This window comes from Sorangium sp. So ce363 (genome assembly GCF_051520435.1).
Lineage (GTDB): Bacteria > Myxococcota_A > Polyangia > Polyangiales > Polyangiaceae > Sorangium > Sorangium cellulosum_B.
Genome location: NZ_CP150333.1, coordinates 3463442 through 3485000, shown reverse-complemented (window position 1 = coordinate 3485000; position 21559 = coordinate 3463442). Strand labels below are relative to the sequence as shown.

Genomic DNA, 21559 nt, shown 5'->3' with positions numbered 1-21559 from the left:
ACACGGCCGTCCGGATGGCGTCGGCGATCGCCTTCGCCCTGTCACGGGTAGCCTCGCCAGCGTCTTCCGAGAGCTTCACGACGGCGTGCACGGTGCGGTACCCCTCGGGACGATCGAGATCGAGCCAGTGGCGCTCGGTGGCGACGCGCAGCTCGTCGTCGGTCACCAGGCCGGCGTTCGCCGCCTCTTCTTTCAGGCGGTGGAGCATGCGACGGGCGAGCAGCAGGCTGATCTCGCGCCGCACGTCGGGCTCCTGTTCGAGGCCGCGAGCTCTTGCCTCGGCGGCCCAGAGCGCGTCGCGGACCGCCGCGTCCCGGGCCTGCGCAGGCGGGATCTGCTGCGCCGCCGCGATGCGGGCTACCGAGTCGACGGCGATGTCGCTCGTGCCCACGCGGGCCGCCACGTCGGGCGGCAGCGGCGCCGCCCCCCTCGCGGACGTCGATAGAGCAGCCCATGCCGCGCACGCGCACAGACACGCGACGGCCGCGATCGCTCGGCGCCCAGGGCTCACGCGCTACCCCCGCGGGGACGAAGGATCTCCGTGGACGCCTTGAGCGAGAGGCCGCCGATCACGAGGAGGTAGATCGCCTTGAAATCCTGGCGATCACCGAGCGCGTGAACCCCGAAGGCAAAGGAGAACGCTGCGGCGGCGAGGAGCAGAACCGCGAACACATCGACTGCGCGGGACACGCCCATGAGTGTAACGCGATTTGGTGAGGAACCGGCGGGGATGCGGGGACACCGGGGAGCGGCGGCAGCCGGGAGGCCACGGCCGCGCCGCCGCTCACCGCAGCGTCATCGCCACCGCCCCCAGGACCGCAAAGACGATCAGGACCACCAGGTGCCGAACGGCTCGGTGGGGGAGCCGCCGTCCGCCGCCCGTGTGCCGGCGGCCACGAGCCACCGCGACGCCGGACGCCGCCGTGATCAGCGCGACAGCGCAGGCCACCGCGACGGCCTGGGCCAAGAGGGCGCGCTCCGGGTCCCGGATGCGCCAGGCGAGCACGAGGATCGCGAGGCTCACGAGCGCTCCGAACGCGACGATCGCCGTCGCGAGCGGAGGGAGGTGGGCTCGGGCCTGCAGGAGCGGGGCGTCTGGTTCCGGCTCCGGCTGGCGCCGCACATACCAGCGATCGCGCCAGGAAAGCGCGAAGATGCCCCAGGCGATCGCGCCGATCGCCGCGCGGACCGGGTCGAGGCGGGATGGCTGAAGGGAAGGAGAAGCCAGCAGCCAGGTCAGCGTGACCAGCGCGAGGAAGACGGAGATGCCGAGGTGCCGGGCGACCCGGCGGTGCGTGGCGGCGAGCAGCGGCGCAGCGACGCCGCACAGGAAGGCGAGCGTGGCGGCGATGCTGGCGACCACGGGCGCGCCACGACCGAAACCCGCGGGCGCGACCGTGATCATCCAGGCGACGACCGCGGCGAGCAACGCCTGCGGGGCGCGCCCGCCGCCCGGACCCAGGTCGAAGCGCGCCGCCCCCGGCAGCGGCGCCTCCGGGTGGTCCGAGCCTGACGCCCCGTCGACCCCGCGCGTCAACGCACCGCCGCGACCGACGAAGGCCGACGCGGTGGACTCCTCTTCGCGCGGAGCGCCGATCGAGATGGCGCCGGGGGCATCCGTGCTCATGAGCGAGCGCTAGGCCAGGTTTCTCAGGAGGTTGCCCACGGGCAGCACGTCCGGCGCTGGCGCACCCACGCCCGCCTGGTCGCCTGCGCTCCCCTCTTCCCGGGCGACCTCGAGCCCGAGCCGCTTCCAAAGGCCCGTGTCGAAGAGGTGGCTCGGGCGCACATTGCCGAGGGCTGCGAGCATGTTCTGCCGCGTCCCGGGGTGGCGCGCGTCGAGATCCGCGAGGAGCTGGCTCACCGCCTTGCGCTGGAGGTTGTCCTGGGACCCGCACAGGTCGCAGGGGATGATCGGGAACCGCTCCTCCGCGGCGAACGCGGCGAGCTCGGCCTCGGCGCAGTAGATCAGCGGACGGATCACGATGTTGTCGCCGTCGTCGGAGATGAGCTTCGGCGGCATCGATTTCAGCTGCCCCGCGAAGATCAGGTTCAGCAGCAGCGTCGTCACGGCGTCGTCACGGTGGTGGCCGAGGGCGATCTTCGAGCAGCCGAGCTCGCGCGCGATGCGGTACAGGATGCCCCGGCGCAGGCGGGAGCAGAGGGAGCAGTACGTCTTGTTCTCGGGGATCTTCTCGGTGACGATCGAGTAGGTGTCCTCGGAGATCATCCGGAACTCGTGGCCGCCCGCCGCCATGTAGTCGGTGAGGAGGTGTCCCGGGTAGCCAGGGTGCCCCTGGTCGATGTTGACCGCGATCACGCTGAACCGGACCGGCGCGCGCCGCGCGAGGTCGACGAGCAGCGCGTGCATCGCGTAGCTGTCCTTGCCCCCCGAGACAGCACAGAGGATCCGATCGCCGTCGGCGATCATGTCGAAGTCGGTGATGGCGCGCCCCATGGCGCGCGCGAGCTTGCGGCGGAGTTGCACGGTTTAGCCGGTGAAGCCTTCGATGAGGCGGAGGAAGGTAAGCACGCCGTGGCCCGTCCCGCCCTTGGAGAAGATGCCGTACGGCTTGTTCGCCATGGATGGGCCAGCGATATCCACGTGAACCCAGGGGACATCCCCCACGAACTCGCGCAGGAACAAGGCCGCGGTGATGGCCCCTCCCCAGCGGTCGGCCGTGTGCTTGATGTCGGCCCAGTCGCTCTTGAGGCCGTCGCGGAGCTCTTCGATGAGCGGGAGCTGCCACATCGACTCGCCCGCGGCCTTCGCGGCGCTCCGCAGGCGCTCCGCGAGCTCCTCGCGGTTCGAGAAGAAGCCGGACACGGTCGGCCCGAGGGCCACGACGCACGCGCCCGTGAGGGTCGCGTTATCGACGATGAGGTCCGGCTTCAGCGCGCGCGCATAGGCGAGGCAGTCGGCGAGGACCAGGCGCCCCTCGGCGTCGGTGTTGATGATCTCCACCGTCCTGCCGTCCAGAGAGCCGAAGATGTCGCCGGGCCGGTATGCCGCGCCGTCGGGCATGTTCTCTGCCGCGCCGATGACGCCGTGCACCTCGACGTTCGGCTTGGCGGCCGCGACGGCGGCCATCAGCGCGATCACGTTCGCGGCGCCGCCCATGTCGCCCTTCATTTCTTCCATGCCCGGAGCTGGCTTGATGCAGAGCCCGCCGCTGTCGAAGGTGAGCCCCTTGCCCACGAAGACGAGCTTCCCCTTCGGCTTCCCGGGAGGAGCGTAGACCATGTGGACCAGCCGAGGCTCCCTCGCGCTCCCCTGCCCCACCGCAATGATGAGCTTCATGCCCCGCTTGGTGAGCGCGGCCTTGTCGAGCACCGTCACCTTGAGCTGGTGCTGCTTGCCCACGTCCACCGCGACACGCGCGAGCGCCTCCGGATAAACCTCGTTCGGCGGCTCGTTGACGAGGTCGCGCGCGACGCAGATCGCCTCGCCGACCTGCTGGCCGAGCGCGACGGCATCGCGCGCCGCCTTGCCCCCCTTGCCCTCGATGACCACGGTGCCGCGGGAGAGCTCGACCTTGGGCAGACGATCGCCCGTGAAGTAGCGGGTGAACCGGTAGGCCCCGAGCACGAGCCCCTCCGCGGCAGCCCGCTCCGCGCGCTCGACGCCGGGAGGCACCACGACCGCGACGCTCTCGGCGCGCACGCCGTTCGCGAAGCGCGCCCCCTTCGCCGCGAGCAGCCGGCACTCGACGTCGGTGACCTTGCCCGACCCGAGCCCGAGCAACAGCACCCGGCCGGGCTTCAACGCGCCGTGCGTCGCGAAATCGATGCTCTGATCCCTCTTCCCCGTGAAGTCGTCACGCTTGACCTGGTGAGTCACCGACTCGCCCAGCGCCGCCACGAGCCTCGCCAGCACGCCCTCACCCGTCGAAGCGCCTTCAGGCACGCCGATGACGACGACGTCGACGGCGATGCTCAGCGGGTCGGACGAGGCGAGGTTCACTTTGATCGGCATGCGGTCTCCTGAGCCCGGGATGTGGAGGGTGTCCAGCGCGGCATCTAAACACGAAGGGCTAACCCCGTCGACGTGGACGATGCCCGCAGGCGGTCGGCCCGAGGTGCGGGCGGGAGAGCGCTCCCGCTCCCAGGCGCGTAGTCCCGCACGGTCCCGCACGGTCCCGCACGGTCCCGCACGGTTCCGCGCGGCTCCACGCAGGCTTCGCGCTCGGCGGCCCGCCGTCGGAGCGCCTCGCGCGACGCTGCCCTCCGGACTGCGGGTCCGAGCCGGCCCGGCCCGGGCGCCGGATCCAGCGGCGTCAGCGCGCCGACCCGTAGATCTGGATCACGTCGGCGAGGAGCCGCAGCGCCTCGGCGCGAGGGCGCTGGAACGCGTTGCGCCCCATGATCGACCCGAAGGAGCCGCCTGCGGCCATCTCGCGCACCTCCTCCAGGACGGCGTCGGTCGCCTTGGACTCGCCGCCAGAGAAGATCACCACCCGCTTGCCGCCGAACGTCGCCTGCACGACGTGCCGGGTCCGGTCGGCGAGCGTCTGGATGGGAATGTTGTATTTCTCGTACATCTTTTTCGCCTCCTCCTGCTCGATATGAGCGGTCGGCGGCTTGACCTTGATGATGTGTGCGCCGAGCTGGGCCGCAATCGTCGCCGCATAGGCGCAGACATCGATGGCCGTCTCGCCCTGCTTCGACAGTCCGGCGCCGCGCGGATAACTCCAGACGATGACGACCAGGCCCCTGCGCTTGGCCTCGAGGGCGATCTCGCGAAGGTCCTCGTACATCCTGTTTCTCGCGCCGGACCCCGGGTAGATCGTGTAGCCGACGCCGACGCAGCCGAGGCGGAGCGCGTCCTCGACCGAGCCGGTCACCGCCGACACGGGCTGCTCCACCTTCGCCAGCGTGTCGCTGTTGTTCAGCTTCAGGATCAGGGGCACCTGCCCCGCGAACCTGGCCGCGCCCGCCTCCAGCGATCCGAGCGGCGCCGCGTAGGCGTTGCACCCGGCGTCGATCGCGAGCTGAAAGTGGTAATCGGGGTCGTAGGCCTCGGGGTTCGGAGCGAACGATCGCACCGGACCGTGCTCGAAGCCCTGGTCCACCGGCAGGATCACCATCTTTCCGGTGCCCGCGAGCGCGCCATGGTTGAGCAGCCGGACGAGGTTCGTCAGCGTGCCTGGGTTCTCGGAGGCGTACCAGGAGAGGATCTGCTCTACACGGGTGGTGAGCGCCATGAATCACTCCGTCGAAGGTGCTGCTGCGCCAGGAAGCGCGTGGCCCGCCCGGGGCGTGAACCCACCCCGTCATGCCCGCGGCGCCGTGCCAGGGTGCTCGGGCGAGCGGGCTCGGGCCGCATCTTCAGGACTTGGACGAACGTATCGAGCCCAACGCGCGGGCGGTCCAGCGCCCCGAGGATGTTGTACGAAGCCATCGGATACGCAATTCTCGAAACTGCGCCGGTCCGCCCTCGGGGCCACAGCGGCGGACGCGAGCGCGAGCACGTGGCGGGGCGGTAACGTCCTCGCCGACAACGCGGAGGGATCATGTCGGACCAACGGGATCTGAGCTGGAAGCCGCCGGAGGCGCCGTCACGCATCGGGATCACGCTCGAGACATACATCCTCGAAGGAATGCTCGGGTTCCCCGCGGCGACAGGGGCGTTCACCTCCCTCCTGAACCAGTTCGGCCTGGTGGCGAAGCTCGTGACGTCCAAGGTCCGGCGGGCCGGCCTCGCCAACGTCCTCGGATACACGGGACAGACCAACGTCCAGGGCGAGGTCGTGCAGAAGCTCGACGAGGTCGCCAACGAGACGCTGCTCAGCGTGCTCGGAAGGCGCGGGCACTGCGCGGCCGTGGTGAGCGAGGAGCTCGGTGAAATGAGGCTCCTCTCCACGGACCCACGAGCGAAGTACATCGTCGTCGTGGACCCGCTCGACGGCTCGTCCAACATCGACGTGAACATCTCGATCGGCACGATCTTCGGTGTGCTCCGAAAGAGCGACGCCAAGATGGGCGCCGATCCCTCGGACTTCCTTCGCCCCGGCCGCGATCTGGTCGCGGCCGGCTACGTGCTCTACGGCTCATCGACGCTGCTCGTCATCACGACCGGCCTCGGCGGCGTGCACGGCTTCACCTACGACCCGACCGTGGGAGAGTTCTTTCTCTCTCACGAGAACATCCGGATCCCCGAGCGCGGCTCGACGTACTCCATCAACGAAGGCCACAGCGCGCGATGGCCGGAGGACGTGCGCCGCTGGAACGCGTGGATCAAGGAGGACAGCAAGCACGAGGGGCGGCCGTACGGCGCGCGCTACGTGGGCTCGCTGGTCGCGGACGCGCACCGGACGCTGCTCAAGGGCGGCATCTTCGCGTACCCCGCCGATCGAGGCGGCCAGGGCAAGCTGCGGCTGCTCTACGAGGCGAACCCGTTCGCGTTCATCTTCGAGGCCGCGGGCGGAAAGGCGAGCACGGGAGCCGAGCGCATCCTCGACAAGGTCCCGAGGTCGCTCCACGAGCGCGTGCCGCTCGTCCTCGGCTCGCCCCGCGACGTCGAAGATTTCGAGCAGTTTGTGCGCGGCGAGCGCTGAGGCTGCGAGAGAAGGGCGCCGTCCTCACCGGCACGAGCCGCAGCGCCGGGGGGCGACCGGCGGGTCAGACCCCCTGCGCGTCTGCTCCCCAGATCACCTTGTGGAGCTGGACCTGCACGCGGACGCGGAGGCCATCGTCGAGCACCCACTGGACGAGCTCCTTCGGCGACAGCTTGCCCCACACGCACGAGGCGAGCAGCGTCACGCCGCGCGCGTCGAGGCGCCGCTCGCGGATGGTGTCCCGCATCCACGCATAGTCCGCCCGATCGGCGAGCACGAACTTGATCTCGTCGCGCGGCGTGAGGTGATCCAGGTTCGACCAGCGGTTCCGGTGGGATTCCCCCGAGCCAGGCGCCTTCAGGTCCATGATCTTGTGCACGCGCGGATCGACGCGCGACACGTCTGCCTCGCCGCTGGTCTCGACGAGGACCGTCCGGCCCGCGTCGCAGAGCTCCGCGAGGAGCGGGAACGATCCGGGCTGAAGGAGAGGCTCGCCCCCCGTGAGCTCGACGAGCGGCGTGCCGAGGGCCAGCGCGCGCTCGAGGACCTCGCCGCGGCGGATCCGCTTGCCGCCGTAGAAAGCCTGCGACGTGTCGCACCAGGCGCAGCGCAGGTTGCACCCGGTGAGCCTGACGAAGGTGCACGGCAGCCCGGCGAACGTCGATTCGCCCTGCACGCTGGCGTAGATTTCGTGGACGACGAGGGTGTCTTCTTTCAAGGAAGCGACGCCTCCGAGGAGCCTCGGTCGGCCTCGGCGGCGCAATGCCGCCGGCGACCCGAAGTGGGGCGGGAGCTTTGGCCGCGCCGAGCGCGCAACGCAAGCGGCGCGGGGCGCTCAGCTGGAGATGACGCTGACCTCGCCCGCCGCCACCGCTCGAAGGATGCCGTCCGCGCCGCGGACCAGCAGGTGCCCCTCCGGATCGATCCCCGCCGCGACGCCGACCACGCCGCCGACCTCGACGCGGCGGCCGCGCAGCCAGTCCATCCGGGCGAGATCCTCCGCGAAGGGCGCGAGCCCTCCTGCCTCGAACCTCGCCGCCGCGTCGCCGATCGCCTGGAGCAGCTCCGCGGCGAGGCGCTCGCGCGGGACGTCGTCGATCCCGAGCATCGCGAGCGACGTGGCCCGCGCCGACAGATCCGGCGGGAAGCTCGACGCATGGACGTTGAGCCCGACGCCGACGATCACGCTGCTCACCGACTCGCCGCGCAGCTGGGCCTCGACGAGGATCCCCGCCAGCTTGCGGGCCCCGGCGAGCACGTCGTTGGGCCACTTGAGCCGCACCTCGACGGCGGAGCCGCCGCTCGACGCGCCGCGGGACGGAAGAGGCGCGAGCCGTCGCTCGATGACGGACGCGACGGCGAGCCCCATGACGAGCGCGATGGGGGCCACTCGGCTCGCCGGCAGGCTCGGGCGCAACACCACCGACAGGTAGAGGTTCTCGCCGGGCGGAGAGTGCCAGGAGCGCCCGCCGCGCCCCCGACCCTGGGTCTGCGCGTCGGCCAGGAACGCAGCCCCGTGCGGCGCGCCGGCTGCGGCCGCGCTCCGCGCGTCGTCGTTCGTCGACGCGGTCTCGGCCGCCACGGCGAGCGGCCGCCCGAACGACGCGCCCAGCCGTGAGAGCTCGCGCTCCATCGCCTCCCCGTCGAGCCGCCTCACAGCGAGAGATCCAGCGCGATGTCGGCGGCGCGCGCCGAATGCGTCAGCGCCCCGACGCTGATGACGTCGATGCCCGCCGCGACGAGCTCGGGGATGCGCTCCAGCGTGATGCCGCCGGAGACCTCGAGGAGAGGCCGGCCGTGCTGCGCCGACCGCACGCGCGCGGACGCGGCCTTGACATCGGCCAGCGTGAAGTTGTCGAGCATGATGATGTCCGCGCCGGCGGCCAGCGCCTGATCGAGCTCCTGCAGCGAGGCCACCTCGACCTCGACCTTCGTCGTGTGCGGGGCACGCGCCCGCGCGCGGGCGATGGCGGTCGTGATGCCGCCCGCCGCGACGATGTGGTTGTCCTTGATGAGCACGGCGCTCCCGAGGCTGTCGCGGTGGTTGTGCGCGCCGCCCACGCGCACCGCGTAGCGCTCCAGCCCACGGAGACCGGGCGTCGTCTTGCGGGTGTCGGTGATGCGCACGCTCGACCCAGCCGGGATCGCCTCGGCGTAGCGGCGCGCCTCGGAGGCGACGCCGCTCATCCGCTGCGCGAGGTTGAGCGCGGTGCGCTCCGCGCTGAGGAGCGAGCGCGCGCGGCCACGCACCGTCCACAGCGCCGTGCCGGCGCCGACGGCGGTGCCGTCCGCGACGAGCACCTCGCCCTCCACCTGCCGATCCAGGCGCTGAAAGACGCGCAGGAACACGTCGCCCCCGCACGCGACGAGCGGCTTGCGCGCGACCGCCTTCGCGGTCGCGCGCGCGGAGGCCTCGACACAAGCCTCGGTGGTGAGATCGCCTCCCGCGAGGTCTTCCTCCAGAGAGCGATCGATCAGGGCATCGAGCAACGGCGCAGCCAGCACGGGCATCTCCTCGGCGCCGCTCCCACGCGGCGCTCCCAGGTATACTCGGTCCCGCACGCGCGCATCAGCGCTGTCGCGCCCACACGAAGCGCAACAACGCATTGCGTCATCGCGAATCCTTGTGGTGGCACGTGCACCCTGGTGCGTGCGACCTCAGCCGTATGGGCGCCCTGGACGGGACGCGGGCGGAAATGGATGGGGCTCGCTGCGCCGAAAAGCAGGGCGGTTCGCGATCATCGCGACGCTGTGTCGCACAAATGGGGCTGACGTTCGTCTACCAGCCTGTGAGACTCTCCGAGCAACTCCAGCGCCCTCAACGGAGATCGATGCGTCCGCAGGCAGGCCAGGTCATCAACAACAAGTACCGACTCGTGCGCCTCATCGGCGATGGCGGCATGGGGAGCGTCTACGAAGCCAGCCACGAGGTGCTGGGGACGACGGTCGCCCTCAAGTTTCTCCACCCCGAGCTGTCCCGCCGCTCCGGCCTGGTGCAGCGCTTCCTTCAGGAGGCGCGCGTCTCCGCGCAGATCCAGAGCGCGCACGTGGTTCGCGTCAGCGACGTCGACCAGACGGCGTCCGGCCTGGCGTTCATCGTGATGGAGTACCTGGAGGGGAAGACGCTCCAGACCCTGTACGAGGAGCTCTACCGGGCAGGCATTCGTCTCGGGTACCCCGACGCGCTCGAGTACACGATGCAGATGCTGGAGGGCGTCGAGGCCGCCCATCGCGCGGGCGTCGTCCACCGGGACCTGAAGCCGGACAACGTGATCATCACGAAGTCCGCCAAGGGAGAGCCGCTCATCAAGCTGCTCGACTTCGGCATCGCCAAGCTGAAGGTCACGGGGGAGCTCGATCGCGGGTTGACGCGCCCCGGCGTGATCATGGGCACCCCCGAGTACATGGCGCCCGAGCAGGCCTACTCCGCGGACTCCGTGGACGCGCGCGCCGACATCTTCTCGCTGGGCGTCATCATCTTCGAGATGCTGGCCGGCCGCCGGCCGGTCGGCGGCGATGAGCCCCAGCAGATCGCGGGAGCCTACCTTTCGGGCCAGATCTCGCAGCTCTCCGACCTGGCGCCGGAGCTCGCGCCCGGCCTCTGCGCCGCCGTCCACCGCGCCATGGCGGCCTCGCCGCCGGATCGCTTCGCGACCACCGCCGAGCTCCGCAGCGCCCTGGAGCCGTTCGCCCGAGCCGCCCGCGCCCCGTCGGCGCTCACCCCCGCGCCGTCCGAGGTCAGCCTGGCGCGGTCGTCCGGGGCCGCCCTGGCGGCAGCCCTCGCGGCGCCCGGGATGCTCGCGCCCTCCGCGGCGGCGCCCGCGACCAACGCGATGGGGGACGGTCGCGCCAGCTCCGTTCCCAAGACGATTCCGCCGGAGGACGGCGGCGCGCAGCACGCGTCCAGCGGCCCCCCGGGCGGCCTCGGGCCCTCGACCCCCATGGGCGGCTTTTCCTCGGATTCCCGAGGTCCCTCGGCGTCAGCTCCAGGGTTCACGCCGAGGCCGGAGCCCTCCTCAGGCCCGTACTTCGCCCAAGGGGGCTATCCCCAACAAGGTGGGTATCCCCAGATCGCGCAGCCGGCGACCGTGAGCGCCGCCCCCTACGCTCTCCCCCAGGGGGTGCCCGCCACGAGCCACGAGCCGGGACCCTTCGATGTGTCGCCGCGCCCGGGAGGGACGGCGGTCGGAGGCGCGCCGTTCATGGACAGGAGCGCGGCCCCGGGCGGCGGATTCAACGGCGGCCCAGCGCCCGGGTATGGCGGCGCGTATGGCGGCGGCGCGCAGGGCTACATCCCTGGGACGGCGCCGATGGATCCGCTGCCGAGGATCTCGCAGAGCGCCTCGGCGCACGGCGCGCAGCGGCCCGCGCGAGGCGGGACGTCGCTGTTCGCCATCCTGCTGCTCGCCACGGGGATCACGGGGGCCGTCGTCGGCGGTCTGTACATCGCCAACGAGCTGAGCCGGAAGGAGCAGGCCGACGTGGCGCCGGCCCTGCCGACCCTCCAGCCGGCCAACACGGTGCCTTCGGATCCCAGCCCGCCCGCGACGACGCCGCCCGCCGTGACGCCCCCGGCGGTGACGCCACCTCCTGTCGAGCCGCCCGTGGTCGCCAAGCCGCAGCCCCGGCCGACCACGACGGCGAAGCCGCCGGCGACGCCGAGCACGACGGCGCCGACAACCACGACGGCGCCGACGACACGCCCCAGCGGGACGACGATCATCCCCCAGCTTCCCTGGGTCATCCCGTCGACGCTGCCGCCGTTCCCGTTCCCCGCGCCGCCCAGCGGACAGCCGCCGGCCAACCCACAACCGAACACGACGAGCCCGCCGACGACGAGCCCGCCGACGACGAGCCCGACCACCACCACGCCGTCGGACAGGCCTCGACGGCGCGTGATCATCGTACCCAACAACTGACGCGCCCAGCGCCTACGGTAGGTAGGATGCGATCTCGATGAGCAACCAGAATAGCGGTCCGCCGCCGGGATGGCCTGCGCCCCCGAGCGGCATGTACGGCCCTGGCAAGACAGTGCCCGGCGAGCCTCCGCTCGCAGGGCTCAACTCGCCGCAGGGCGCCTTTCCCGTGCCGCCCGGCACCGCGCCGCACGATCCGAACGCCGCTGGCGCAGCCGTCCCGCGGACCCTCGTCGAAGGCGGGACCAACAGCGCACCTCCCGGAACGCCCGGCCCTTACGGCGCTCCCGCTGGCCCGTACGGCGCGCCGCCACCTGGTGTACCCGGCCCGTACGGGCCCGGTGCGACAGCGAATTACGGCGGGCCACCTGGAGCAGGAGGCGCTTACGGGCAGCCGCCCCAGCCTCCCAGCCCGTACGGCGGCTCGCCGTTCGGGGCCCCAGGTGGCCCCGGGGCCGCCGGAGCGCCGGGGTTTCACGCCGGCGGCGCTCCCCAGCCGCCGGGCAGCGGTGCGCTGTACCCGGCGCCGATCCCCGCGCGGCCTCGCGCGAAGAGCTCCGGCGCGACGCTCGCGCTGATCGGGATCGGCGCGTTCGTGCTCATCGGCGGGCTGACGACCGTCTTCTTCGTGATGCGCAGCCGAGGATCGTCCGAAGATGCTGCAGCGCTGACGCCCATCGAGGCGCCCCCGGCGCCTGCATCGGTCGCCGGCGATCCGGCGCCTCCCCCTCCGACGGCCGCCACCCCCGCGGCGACCGCGCCGGAGCCGCCCGCGCCTGCCCCGGCGGCAGCCCCGAAGCCGACGGCGCAAGCACAACCCAAGCCGACGGCGACGGCCCCTGCGCCCACCGCCACGGGGACGACCCCTGCGCCCACCGCCACGGGGACGACCCCTGCGCCCACCGCCACGGGGACGACCCCTGCACCCACCGCCACGGGGACGACCCCTGCGCCCACCGCCACGGGGACGACCCCTGCGCCGACCCCTTCTACGTCCTCGACGGGCCGTCGAAGGATCGTCTTACCGGGCAGCCACTGAGCTGTCCTGCGCCGCCCGCTGTGCCGCTGGAAGCGGCGCGGCGGGTCCGTGCCGAGGTTCCCCCAGCCCGCTTGACAGGGCGGTCACGGTGATCAGGTTCCGATGCCATGAGCAAATCCGGGATCGCCGCAGTGCTTTCGTTCCTTATTCCGGGCGTTGGGCAGCTCTACAACGGCGCGTTCCTGCGCTGCATTTTCTGGCTGATCGTCACCCCCGGCCTGTGGATCGGCTCGGGCGGCTGGCTCGGCTGGATCTGCCACCTGATCTCCGCCTACACCGCGTACCAGTACGCGAAGCGCGCCGGCGGCTGAGCCGCGCTCCCCGGGACAGCGCGCCGGTTCGCGCGGCGCGCCCGCTCACGTAGCCTTCGCGAAGATCCGCTTCAGCACCTCGCCCGTCGCCGTCGGCTGACGCGCCACCTCGCGCGGGGTGCCCTCCGCCACGATGCGCCCGCCGCCGGAGCCGCCCTCCGGGCCGAGCTCCACCACGTGATCCGCGCACGCGATGACCGCCGGGTGGTGCTCGATGATCACCAGCGTGTCGCCGCGCTCGACGAGACGATCGAGCACGCGGACCAGGCGCGTCACGTCCGCCAGATGCAAGCCGGTCGTGGGCTCATCGAGCACATAGAGCGTGGGCTTCGGCCGCGCGCCGGCCGTCAGCTCCGCCGCGAGCTTGAGCCGCTGGGCTTCGCCGCCCGAGAGCGTGTGCGACCCCTGGCCGATGTGGAGGTAGCCGACGCCGAGATCGCACATCGTCGAGAGCGGGGCGCGGATCTTCGGGTGGGCCGCGAAGACCTCGACAGCCTCCTCCGCGGTGAGGTCCAGGAGCTCGCCGACGGACAGACCGAGGTAGCGCACGTCGAGCGTCGCCGGCTCGAAGCGCGCGCCGCCGCACGCCTCGCACGGCGTGGTCACGTCCGGCAAGAACGACATCTCGTGCGCGATGACGCCCTGCCCCTCGCACGCGGGGCACCGCCCGCCGGAGGCCGTGTTGAAGGAGAACCGCGCAGGGCCGTAGCCGCGCACCTGCGCGTCGGGGCAGGCAGCGTAGAGCTTGCGGACCTCGTCCCAGACGCCCAGGAACGTCGCGGGGATCGAGCGCGGCGTCCGCCCGATGGGCGACTGATCGACGGCCACCGCCCGCAGGATGCTCTTCGGAAGCCGGAGCGCCTTGTGCGGGCCCGGCTCGGGCGCCTCCAGCTTCAGCGCACGGCGCGCGGCGGGGTAGAGCACCTTCTGGATCAGCGTGCTCTTCCCCGAGCCGGACACGCCGGCGACCACCGTCATCCGGCCCGCGGGGATCCGGAGGGTGTCCCCCTGGAGGTTGTGCGCGCGGGCGCCGAGGAGCTCGATGTGCTCGCGCACGGGAGGGCGCGCCGGGCGAGCGCTGAGCAGCGCATCCTCGCCGGCGAGCGCCCGGGCGGTCGGCGAGTCGGGGTTCGCGAGCACCGCGCGCGACGGCCCCGCCGCGACGATCCGGCCGCCTTTACGCCCGCCCGAGGGGCCGAGGTCGATCAGGTGATCCGCCGCGCGGATCGTGTCGGCGTCGTGCTCCACCATCAGCACGGTGCTCCCCATCCCGGCGAGCCTCCGGAGGTTGCCGAGCAGCCGGTCGGTGTCGCGCGGGTGCAGGCCGATGGTCGGCTCGTCGAGGACGTACAGCGCCCCGGTGAGGCCGCTGCCGAGCTGCGCCGCGAGCCGCAGGCGCTGCATCTCGCCGCCCGAGAGGGTGGCCGCGCGCCGATCGAGCGTGAGGTACCCGAGGCCCACCTCGCAGACGAAGTCGAGCCGGCGGCAGAGCTCCTTGTGCGGCGCCTCGGCGATCAGCGCGCGGTCGCCCGTGAACTGTAGCCCCCTCGCCCACGCGGCCGCGGCCGCGACCGACCGGCCCGACGCCTGGTGGTAACGCTCTCCCGCGAGCCGGACCGCCCGCGGGATCGGCGCGAGGCGCGAGCCGCCGCAGGCCTCGCACGGGTCGGGCGTCGCGAGCGCGTCGTCGTCGAAATCCGAGGCGCCCGTCCCCTCGCAAGACTCACACCGGCCCTGCTTCGTGTTGAAAGAGAACCAGCGGGGATCGAGCTCCGGGACACCGACGCCGCAGCGCGGGCAGGTGCGCGTCGTGGAGAGCAGCTGCTCACCGCCGCGGCCGCCGACGAGCTTGACCGCCCCCCGCCCGAACGCGAGGGCGCGATCGAAGAGGGCGCGATCCAGCCCGTCCATGCGCCCCTCGTACATCACGAGATCGATCGAGTGCTCGCGGCGCTTGTCGAGGCGGGGAGGGCTGTCGGTCGCGCACGGCTCGCCGTCGGCGAGCGCGCGGGTGATGCCGGCCCGGGCGGCGGCGGTGAAGACGTCGAGGTACGTCCCCTTGCGCGCCACGACGGCGGGGGCGAGGAGCGTCCGCGCGCCGCGCGTCGAGACGAGCGAGCGGTACACCTCGTCCGGCGAGCGCGCCTCGATCGGCACGTCGCAGTCCGGGCAGCGCGCCTCGCCGACCTTGGCGTAGAGCAGCCGCAGGTAGTGCGCGATCTCGGTCACGGTCGCGACGGTCGAGTTGGCGCCGGAGCGCGTGGTGCGCTGCTCGAGCGCGATCGAGGGGGGGACGCCGGTGACGCGATCGACGTCCGGCCGCGGCAGCGTGGGGAGGAACTGGCGCGCGTAGGGGGTCAGCGTCTCGAGGAAGCGCCGCTGGCCCTCGGCGAAGACCACGTCGAACGCGAGCGTGCTCTTGCCAGAGCCGCTCGGGCCGGTGATGACGACGATCTCGCCGTGCGGGATCACGGTCGAAACCTCGGCGAGGTTGTGCTCGCGGGCGCCCTCGACCTCGATCCGCCCGCGGTCGAGCGACGCGCGCGCGCCACCGCCGCGCTTGCCGGGCTTCAGGGCGGCAGGCGCCGCTGCCGCACCGCGCCGCGGGCGCCGAGCGCCGCCGTCGCCCCGCTGCGCGAACCACTCGGCCAGCGAGACGCCGGTCCGCGTCGCCGTCCGGGCCACCTCCTCGGGCGTCCCCTCCGCGACGACGCTCCCGCCCTCGCTGCCTGCGCCCGGGCCGAGATCGACGACCCAATCCGCCGCCGCGATGACGTCGAGGTCGTGATCGACGACGATCACGGAGGCGCCCTCGGCCACGAGCACGGAGAGCGCGGCGTTGAGGTGCGTCACCTCCGCGGGGTGCAGGCCGGCGCTCGGCTCGTCGAGGAGGAAGATCGCGCCCGCGCAGGGCTCGCCGAGCGCGCGCGCGATCTTCAGCCGCTGCGCCTCACCGCCCGAGAGCGTCGAGAGCGGCTGCCCCAGCGTGAGGTAGCCGAGGCCGAGCTGCTTGAGCGGCGCGAGCGCCCGCCGGATCGCGGGCTGCCCCACGAAGACCTCGAACGCCTCGTCGATCGAGAGGTCGAGCACGTCGGCGACCGAGCGGCCGTCGAGCTTCACCTCGAGCACCTCGTCGCGGAACCGCTTGCCCTTGCAGGTCGGGCAGGTCAGCGACACGTCGGCGAGGAACTGCATCTCGATCGTCTCGCTCCCCTCGCCCGCGCACGCCTCGCAGCGCCCGAGCGCGACGTTGAACGAGAAGTGGCCGGGCCCGAGATCCCGCGCCGACGCCTCCGGCTGCTCGGCGAAGAGCGCGCGGATGCGGTTCCATGCGCCGGTGTAGGTCGCAGGGTTGCCCCGCGAGGTGCGCCCCAGCGGCGCCTGGTCGACGAGCGTGACGGTGCGGATGTCGGCCGTGCCCTCGATGCGCCTGTACAGGCCGGGCGCCTCGACGTCCTTGTAGCCGCGCGCCCTCGCGATGTGCCGGTAGAGCACGTCGTTCACCAGCGTGCTCTTGCCCGAGCCGCTCGGCCCCGTGATCGCCACGACGACGCCGAGCGGCACGTCGACCGTGACGTCGCGGAGGTTGTTCTCGCGCGCGCCGTGGATCGCGATCTTCCCGCTCGGCGCCCGGCGCTCCGCGCGCGCCGACGCCAGCGGGCCGCGCGCGGCGAGCCCGTCGGGCGGGCCGTCGAAGGTGACGCGCCCGCCCTGCTTGCCCGCGCCGGGGCCCAGCTCGACGACGCGATCGCTCGCCCGGATGACGAGGGGCTCGTGCTCGATGACGAGCACGGCGTTGCCGCGATCAGCGAGCTCGCGCATGGCCGCGATGAGCGGCGGGATGTCCGTCGGGTGCAGGCCGACCGTCGGCTCGTCGAGCACGAAGAGCGCGCCCGTCAGCGACGTGCCGAGCGCCGCGGTGAGCGCGACGCGCTGCGCCTCGCCGCCCGAGAGCGTGCGCGCCTGGCGGGCGAGCGAGAGGTATCCCAGCCCGACCCGCTCGAGGTACCCGAGCCGCGCGATGAGCTCGCGACGCGCCATCTCCCCCTGGCCTGTCTGGGGGCGCTCGGCCTCGAGGCGCGCGCGGGCGTCGCGGAGCTCGAGCTCGTGCCACGCGGCGAGATCCAGGCCGCCGACGCGGTAGAGGAGCGACTCGGGGGCGAGCCGCTTGCCGTTGCACGCGCCGCACACGTCGTAGGTGCGGTAACGCGCGAGCAGCACGCGGACGTGCATCTTGTAGGTGCGCGTCTCGAGCCAGCGGAACCAGGCCTTCACGCCGGGGTACTTCCCCTGGGTCCACGAGCCCTCCCCCTCGAGCACGAGCGCGCGCTGCGCGTCGGAGAGGTCGCGCCACGGCTTGTCGGTGCGGATGCCTTTCCGCTCACAGAACGCGCGGAGCAGCTTCCGCTCCCACGTCGTCGAGCGGCCGTTCCAGGGCCGGATCGCGCCGCCTGCGATCGACTTCGAGGGGTCCGGGATCACCTTGTCGTAGTCGATGCCGAGGGTGCGGCCGAAGCCGCGGCACGAGGGGCACGCGCCGGTGGGGGACTGGTACGAGAACAGCCCGGGGCGCGGCGGATCGAAGGCGCGCGCGCACGAGGGGCAGGCGAGCCCGCGCACGAGCCGGAGCCGCGTGGGCCCCGCCCCCTGGCCGCCCTGCTCATCGGCCTTGCGATGCAGGTGGAGCGAGGCGTCGCCCCCGCTGCCCTTCCACGCCTCCTCGATGGCGGCGCCGAGGCGCCGGCGCTCCCGGGGGGCGACCCGGACGCGATCGACGATGACCTCGACCTTGTCCGCGCCGCTCATCGCCTCGGACGGCGCCACGGTGTCGATGTCGCGCGCCTCGCCGCGGACGAGGAGGCGCCGGTAGCCGGCGGCGAGCAGCGACTCGCGCACGTCGAGGAACCGCTCGGTTCCAGCGACCGCGATCGGGTACGTGACGAGCGCTGTCGCCCCCTCGTGCGCGCTCGCGGCGAGGTCGGCCGCGCGCGCCGGGTCCGTCCGCGCGGCCGGCGCCTCGCAGGACGGGCAGACAGGCACCGCCTCGCGCGCGAAGAGCGCACAGAAATACGGCTCGAGGTCGGCCATCGTGGCGACGGTCGACCGCGAGCTCTTGACCGGCGCGCGTCGATCGACGGCGACGCCGGCCGCCACCGGCTCGAGCGCGTCGATCGGCGGCCGCTCGAGCCGCTCGAGGAACTGGCGAGCGTACGGGCTGAAGCTCTCGACGAACCGGCGCTGTCCCTCGGAATAGAGCGTGTCGAGCGCGAGCGACGACTTGCCAGCGCCCGAGACGCCGGCGATGGCCACGAGCTCGCCAGGCCGGAAATCGAGGTCGATGCCCTGGAGGTTGTGCGTGCGGGCGCCGCGGAGACAGATCGAGTGCATAGGACGCGCGGTAGGGTGAACCCGCGGGACGCCGTCCGGAGTGGACACGGCCGCGTGAAAACCGCGAGTGTTTAGCCCCCTTTCAGCCCATCGTCGCGAACGATCGTACGTGGGCGGCGTGCCGACCCAGCGTGCTGCGGCATTGCGTTCCGCGTCGTCGAATTATCACGGTCCGTGGCGAGGGGTGCGCACGACGCTCGGGCGACCCGGCAAGCCGAGCGCGGCGGGCGCGCCCGGCAGGCGCGGCGGCTAGCCGTTGACGAGGAGGATCGAGAGGTAGCCGTAATCGTTGCTGGTCCAGTTCGGGCTCAAGGTCTGGCCGCACATCCCGATGTTGTAGGTGCCCGCGGTGAGATTGGTGATGACGGCGCTGAGCCCGAAGGGGACGCGGGTATCCGCGGGGACCCGGCCGCCGGCCATCCCGAGGCCGACCGCCTGGACCTCGTCGAGCACCGTGCCAGACGGCCCGGAACGAACCCGCTGGTAGCACATGTAGAGCTTGAGGCTGTCCGCAGGCGAGCCGTCCGTGCCCAGGTACCGATGCGCGGTCGCATAGATCGACTGGCTCGTCGACGAGACCGCCACCAACGCTGTCGGCCCGAAAAAGTCGACAGGCCTCCCGACCGGCAGCGCGGCGTGCGGCCCGACGCCCTGGACCGTCAACGTCAGCACGACCCCCTGGGGCCCGGTCGGACCAGCGGGGCCGGTAAACCCGCGTGGCCCCTGCGGACCGGTAGGGCCCACTGGCCCCTGCGGACCGGTAGGGCCCACTGGTCCCATGGGACCGACCGGCCCCTCTGGCCCGAGCGGCCCCATCGGGCCCTCCGGACCGATCGCGCCCACCGGGCCTTCTGGTCCCCTCGGGCCCTCCGGACCGATCGCGCCCACCGGGCCTTCTGGTCCCCTCGGGCCCATCGGGCCCTCCGGTCCGGTCGCGCCCGTCGGGCCCTCTGGTCCCGTCGGGCCCATCGAACCGTCTGGTCCCATCGGGCCCTCCGGCCCGATTGCGCCCACCGGGCCTTCTGGCCCCATGGGTCCTGCCGCGCCTGCGGGCCCTGCCGGGCCCTCCGGCCCCCTAGGTCCAGCCACGCCTTCCGGCCCCGTGGGCCCGGTGGGGCCTGCGGCGCCCGTCGGCCCGATCGCTCCGATCGGCCCGGCCGGCCCTGTCGGACCAGCAGCGCCCGCAGGCCCAGTCGCACCGACCCTCCCCTCCGGCCCCGTCGCACCGGCCGGACCGATCGGTCCAGGCAGCCCCTGTGGGCCCTGAAGTCCCGTCGGCGAGCCGACCCACTCGCCGTTCTCGTCGATCACGAGGACGCCGTTCACGATGACCCCACGCTCGCCGAGCACCAGCGTGTTGCCGCTCGTGGTGTTCACCGTGACCGAGGTCGGCGTGATGTCGCCGTTCACATTGCCGGCGAGCAGCGCGTACGGCACGCTCGCGACCGTCGCGCGCGGCTCCAGCTCGACATCGTCGCCCACGGTGATGCCGAGGTACCGCTCGGCGCCGTCGAAGATCGCCTGCTCGAACGGGACGATCGAGCCGAGGCGCACCGAGAAGAAGCCGTCCTCGAACGTGATCGAATGGACCTCGCTCCACAGGGGCGTCGAAGCGTCGCGCTCGTCGTAAAGGGCGAACACGACATCGAGCGTCGCGCTGATGGGCACATCGCGCTCGTCGTAGAGCCGGCCTTGATGGGTGACGGTCGCCGGGACCGCCGCAGCCGCGGTCCCCGCGAGCACGACCGCGCCCACCGCCAGGGCGGATGCCGTCATGCATCGCGCGATCATCGATGTCCTCATCGCCAGCTCCTCGTCATGGCAAGCTCCCGTCGGCTCCGATGAGCCCTCCTCGCATCCGCACCTTGGGTGAGGTCGACGTCCCCTGGTTCTGCGTCGGCTGCCCGAGCGTGAACACCATGCGGTAGCGCGAGCTCCTCGCGACCTCGCCAGCCGTCACCGTCTCGGTCGCCCCGACGCGCCTGGGAGTCGGCGCGCCCCCGCCGTGCCCATCGCCGCCCTGCCCGCCGCTGCCCTGCCCGCCGCCGCCGTGCCCATCGCCGCCCTGCCCGCCGCCGCCCCACCCCCCATCGCCGTCCACCGTGCCGGAGTCCGTGGCGACGCCGCAGCTGCAGCTGCACGCGGGGAGCAGCGCAGAGCTCACCACCATCGCCCCGAGCCAGGCCGAAAAGCGCAGTCCGCGATTCACTGAGTCCTCCAGGCCGACGGCAGGTCGTGCGAAAGGACCATTGGACGAGCGGCGGCGATCGGCGTCAAGCGAGGACGCCGCCACTGCAGCGGGGCGCGCCGCGCGAGCGGCGCGCAGCAGCAGCGCCGGCGCCGGCGCCGCCCTGTGAAGCGGTGTGGACAGGCGGCGGCGCGCGCGCTATGCGGCCGCGTGAGCCGCGCTGGCAAAGAGAAGGAGCGAGAGGGGGAGAAGCTCATCGTGCGCAACAAGCGCGCGACGTTCGACTACACCCTCGACGATCGGTTCGAGGCAGGGTTGGTGCTGCTCGGCAGCGAGGTGAAGATGCTCCGCGACGGCGCGGCCGAGCTCACCGACAGCTGGTGCGCCATCGAGAACGGAGAGGTGTTCCTGAAAGGGGTCAACATCCCCGTGATGTCCGGCGCTGCCTTCGGGCACGAGGCGAAGCGCCCGCGCAAGCTGCTGCTGCACGAGAGCGAGATCGAGACGATCCGCAAGAGCGTGGAGCGGGAGGGCATGACGGTGATCGCGACGCGCCTCTACTTCAAGAACGGCCGCGTGAAGGCCGAGATCGCCCTCGCGAAGGGGAAGAAGACCGTCGACAAGCGCGAGAGCCTGAAAGAGAAGGACGCCGCCCGCGAAGCCCGCGCGGCGATCGAGCGGGCCCGCGGCGGCGCCGCCCGCGGGCGGAGCGCCGGCCTGCGGAGGCCGGAATGACGTCGCACATCACCTGGTCCAAGGGCGGCGAGGCGGAGCTCGTCGAGATCGACGGCGATCGCGTGCGGCTCCACTCGACCGCCTCCTCGGCGCCCGGAGCGCGCGTGGAGGGCTCGCTGCAAGCGACGGGGACGGCGATCCGGGTGAAGGTCGCCCGGTGCCGCCTGCGCACACCCACCGAGCCCAACGACGCGGCGCCCGGTGAGCGCACCTACGAGCTCGAAGGCCGGCTCATCGATGCGACGCGCGAGGTCCGCGCCGAGCTGGCGCGGCTCGTCGGCGGCGAACGCACGGGCTGAGCCACGACGATCCGTCCAACAGCGAACGCCCAGGCTGTTCTGCAGCGGTAGCGCGGCGCGGCTCGTCCGGCGGCGAGTGTTGCGATGGCTCAGCGCGACCCATACGCTGGCTTTCTATGAAAATTA

At 72.5% G+C, this 21559-nt stretch carries 18 protein-coding genes (1 of these 18 only partly in view); 5 read left to right on the top strand and 13 right to left on the bottom strand.

What is annotated here, in order from left to right; all coding sequences use genetic code 11:
• The 6 genes from WMF12_RS13480 to WMF12_RS13455 form a co-directional block, all read right to left on the bottom strand.
• Window positions 1-391: the beginning of a peptidylprolyl isomerase gene (locus WMF12_RS13480; protein ID WP_437871616.1), read on the bottom strand. The gene continues 473 nt to the left of window position 1, outside the view; only the first 391 of its 864 coding nucleotides appear in the window; the start codon lies at window positions 389-391; its stop codon lies beyond the left edge, outside the window.
• A gap of 116 nt (window positions 392-507) precedes the next feature.
• A complete protein-coding gene (locus WMF12_RS13475) occupies window positions 508-690 on the bottom strand; it encodes a hypothetical protein (RefSeq protein ID WP_437871615.1) in 183 nt (60 codons plus the stop codon).
• A 94-nt stretch (window positions 691-784) separates the two neighbouring features.
• Window positions 785-1627, bottom strand: a complete 843-nt coding sequence (locus tag WMF12_RS13470) for a hypothetical protein (protein ID WP_437871614.1) — start codon at window positions 1625-1627, stop codon at window positions 785-787.
• 9 nt (window positions 1628-1636) lie between these two features.
• Window positions 1637-2488 (bottom strand): tRNA 2-thiocytidine(32) synthetase TtcA, encoded by an 852-nt coding sequence (ttcA, locus tag WMF12_RS13465; RefSeq protein WP_437746019.1) that lies wholly within the window; start codon window positions 2486-2488, stop codon window positions 1637-1639.
• A 3-nt stretch (window positions 2489-2491) separates the two neighbouring features.
• Entirely contained in the window at window positions 2492-3976 is a 1485-nt protein-coding gene (locus tag WMF12_RS13460; protein ID WP_437871612.1) for a leucyl aminopeptidase, read from the bottom strand.
• 301 nt (window positions 3977-4277) lie between these two features.
• Window positions 4278-5204: a class I fructose-bisphosphate aldolase gene (locus WMF12_RS13455; protein WP_437746017.1), complete on the bottom strand. Its 927-nt coding sequence runs from the start codon at window positions 5202-5204 to the stop codon at window positions 4278-4280.
• Window positions 5205-5513: 309 nt separating this feature from the next.
• On the opposite strand from WMF12_RS13455, the gene fbp reads away from it, so the two are divergent.
• Complete coding sequence (fbp, locus tag WMF12_RS13450; RefSeq protein ID WP_437746016.1) at window positions 5514-6557, top strand: class 1 fructose-bisphosphatase; 1044 nt, start codon at window positions 5514-5516, stop codon at window positions 6555-6557.
• Window positions 6558-6621: 64 nt separating this feature from the next.
• On the opposite strand, the gene WMF12_RS13445 is transcribed toward fbp, so the two are convergent.
• The 3 genes from WMF12_RS13445 to nadC form a co-directional block, all read right to left on the bottom strand.
• Entirely contained in the window at window positions 6622-7275 is a 654-nt protein-coding gene (locus WMF12_RS13445) for a radical SAM protein (protein WP_012235209.1), read from the bottom strand.
• A 117-nt stretch (window positions 7276-7392) separates the two neighbouring features.
• Window positions 7393-8214 carry a biotin--[acetyl-CoA-carboxylase] ligase gene (locus tag WMF12_RS13440; RefSeq protein ID WP_437871611.1) on the bottom strand — a complete coding sequence of 274 codons (822 nt, stop codon included), beginning with the start codon at window positions 8212-8214 and terminating at the stop codon, window positions 7393-7395.
• Window positions 8211-9062 carry a carboxylating nicotinate-nucleotide diphosphorylase gene (nadC, locus tag WMF12_RS13435; RefSeq protein ID WP_437873852.1) on the bottom strand — a complete coding sequence of 284 codons (852 nt, stop codon included), beginning with the start codon at window positions 9060-9062 and terminating at the stop codon, window positions 8211-8213. Before nadC ends, WMF12_RS13440 begins: the two co-directional genes overlap by 4 nt.
• A 326-nt stretch (window positions 9063-9388) precedes the next feature.
• Here nadC and WMF12_RS13430 point away from each other — a divergent pair, with 326 nt between their 5' ends.
• Window positions 9389-11476: a protein kinase domain-containing protein gene (locus WMF12_RS13430; protein ID WP_437871608.1), complete on the top strand. Its 2088-nt coding sequence runs from the start codon at window positions 9389-9391 to the stop codon at window positions 11474-11476.
• Window positions 11477-11947: 471 nt separating this feature from the next.
• On the opposite strand, the gene WMF12_RS13425 is transcribed toward WMF12_RS13430, so the two are convergent.
• Window positions 11948-12436: a hypothetical protein gene (locus tag WMF12_RS13425; RefSeq protein WP_437871605.1), complete on the bottom strand. Its 489-nt coding sequence runs from the start codon at window positions 12434-12436 to the stop codon at window positions 11948-11950.
• 183 nt (window positions 12437-12619) lie between these two features.
• On the opposite strand from WMF12_RS13425, the gene WMF12_RS13420 reads away from it, so the two are divergent.
• Window positions 12620-12823, top strand: a complete 204-nt coding sequence (locus WMF12_RS13420; RefSeq protein ID WP_012235204.1) for a hypothetical protein — start codon at window positions 12620-12622, stop codon at window positions 12821-12823.
• A 45-nt stretch (window positions 12824-12868) separates the two neighbouring features.
• Here WMF12_RS13420 and uvrA read toward each other — a convergent pair whose 3' ends face one another.
• The 3 genes from uvrA to WMF12_RS13405 form a co-directional block, all read right to left on the bottom strand.
• Window positions 12869-18211, bottom strand: a complete 5343-nt coding sequence (uvrA, locus tag WMF12_RS13415) for an excinuclease ABC subunit UvrA (protein ID WP_437871604.1) — start codon at window positions 18209-18211, stop codon at window positions 12869-12871.
• Window positions 18212-18460: 249 nt separating this feature from the next.
• Window positions 18461-19987 carry a collagen-like protein gene (locus tag WMF12_RS13410; RefSeq protein ID WP_437871602.1) on the bottom strand — a complete coding sequence of 509 codons (1527 nt, stop codon included), beginning with the start codon at window positions 19985-19987 and terminating at the stop codon, window positions 18461-18463.
• Between the two features lie 40 nt (window positions 19988-20027).
• Window positions 20028-20420 (bottom strand): hypothetical protein, encoded by a 393-nt coding sequence (locus tag WMF12_RS13405; RefSeq protein ID WP_437871600.1) that lies wholly within the window; start codon window positions 20418-20420, stop codon window positions 20028-20030.
• Window positions 20421-20609: 189 nt separating this feature from the next.
• Here WMF12_RS13405 and smpB point away from each other — a divergent pair, with 189 nt between their 5' ends.
• A complete protein-coding gene (smpB, locus tag WMF12_RS13400) occupies window positions 20610-21134 on the top strand; it encodes an SsrA-binding protein SmpB (protein WP_437535436.1) in 525 nt (174 codons plus the stop codon).
• On the top strand, window positions 21131-21433 hold the full coding sequence (locus WMF12_RS13395; RefSeq protein WP_437871599.1) for a hypothetical protein: 303 nt from the start codon (window positions 21131-21133) through the stop codon (window positions 21431-21433). Before smpB ends, WMF12_RS13395 begins: the two co-directional genes overlap by 4 nt.
• Window positions 21434-21559: the final 126 nt, after the last annotated feature.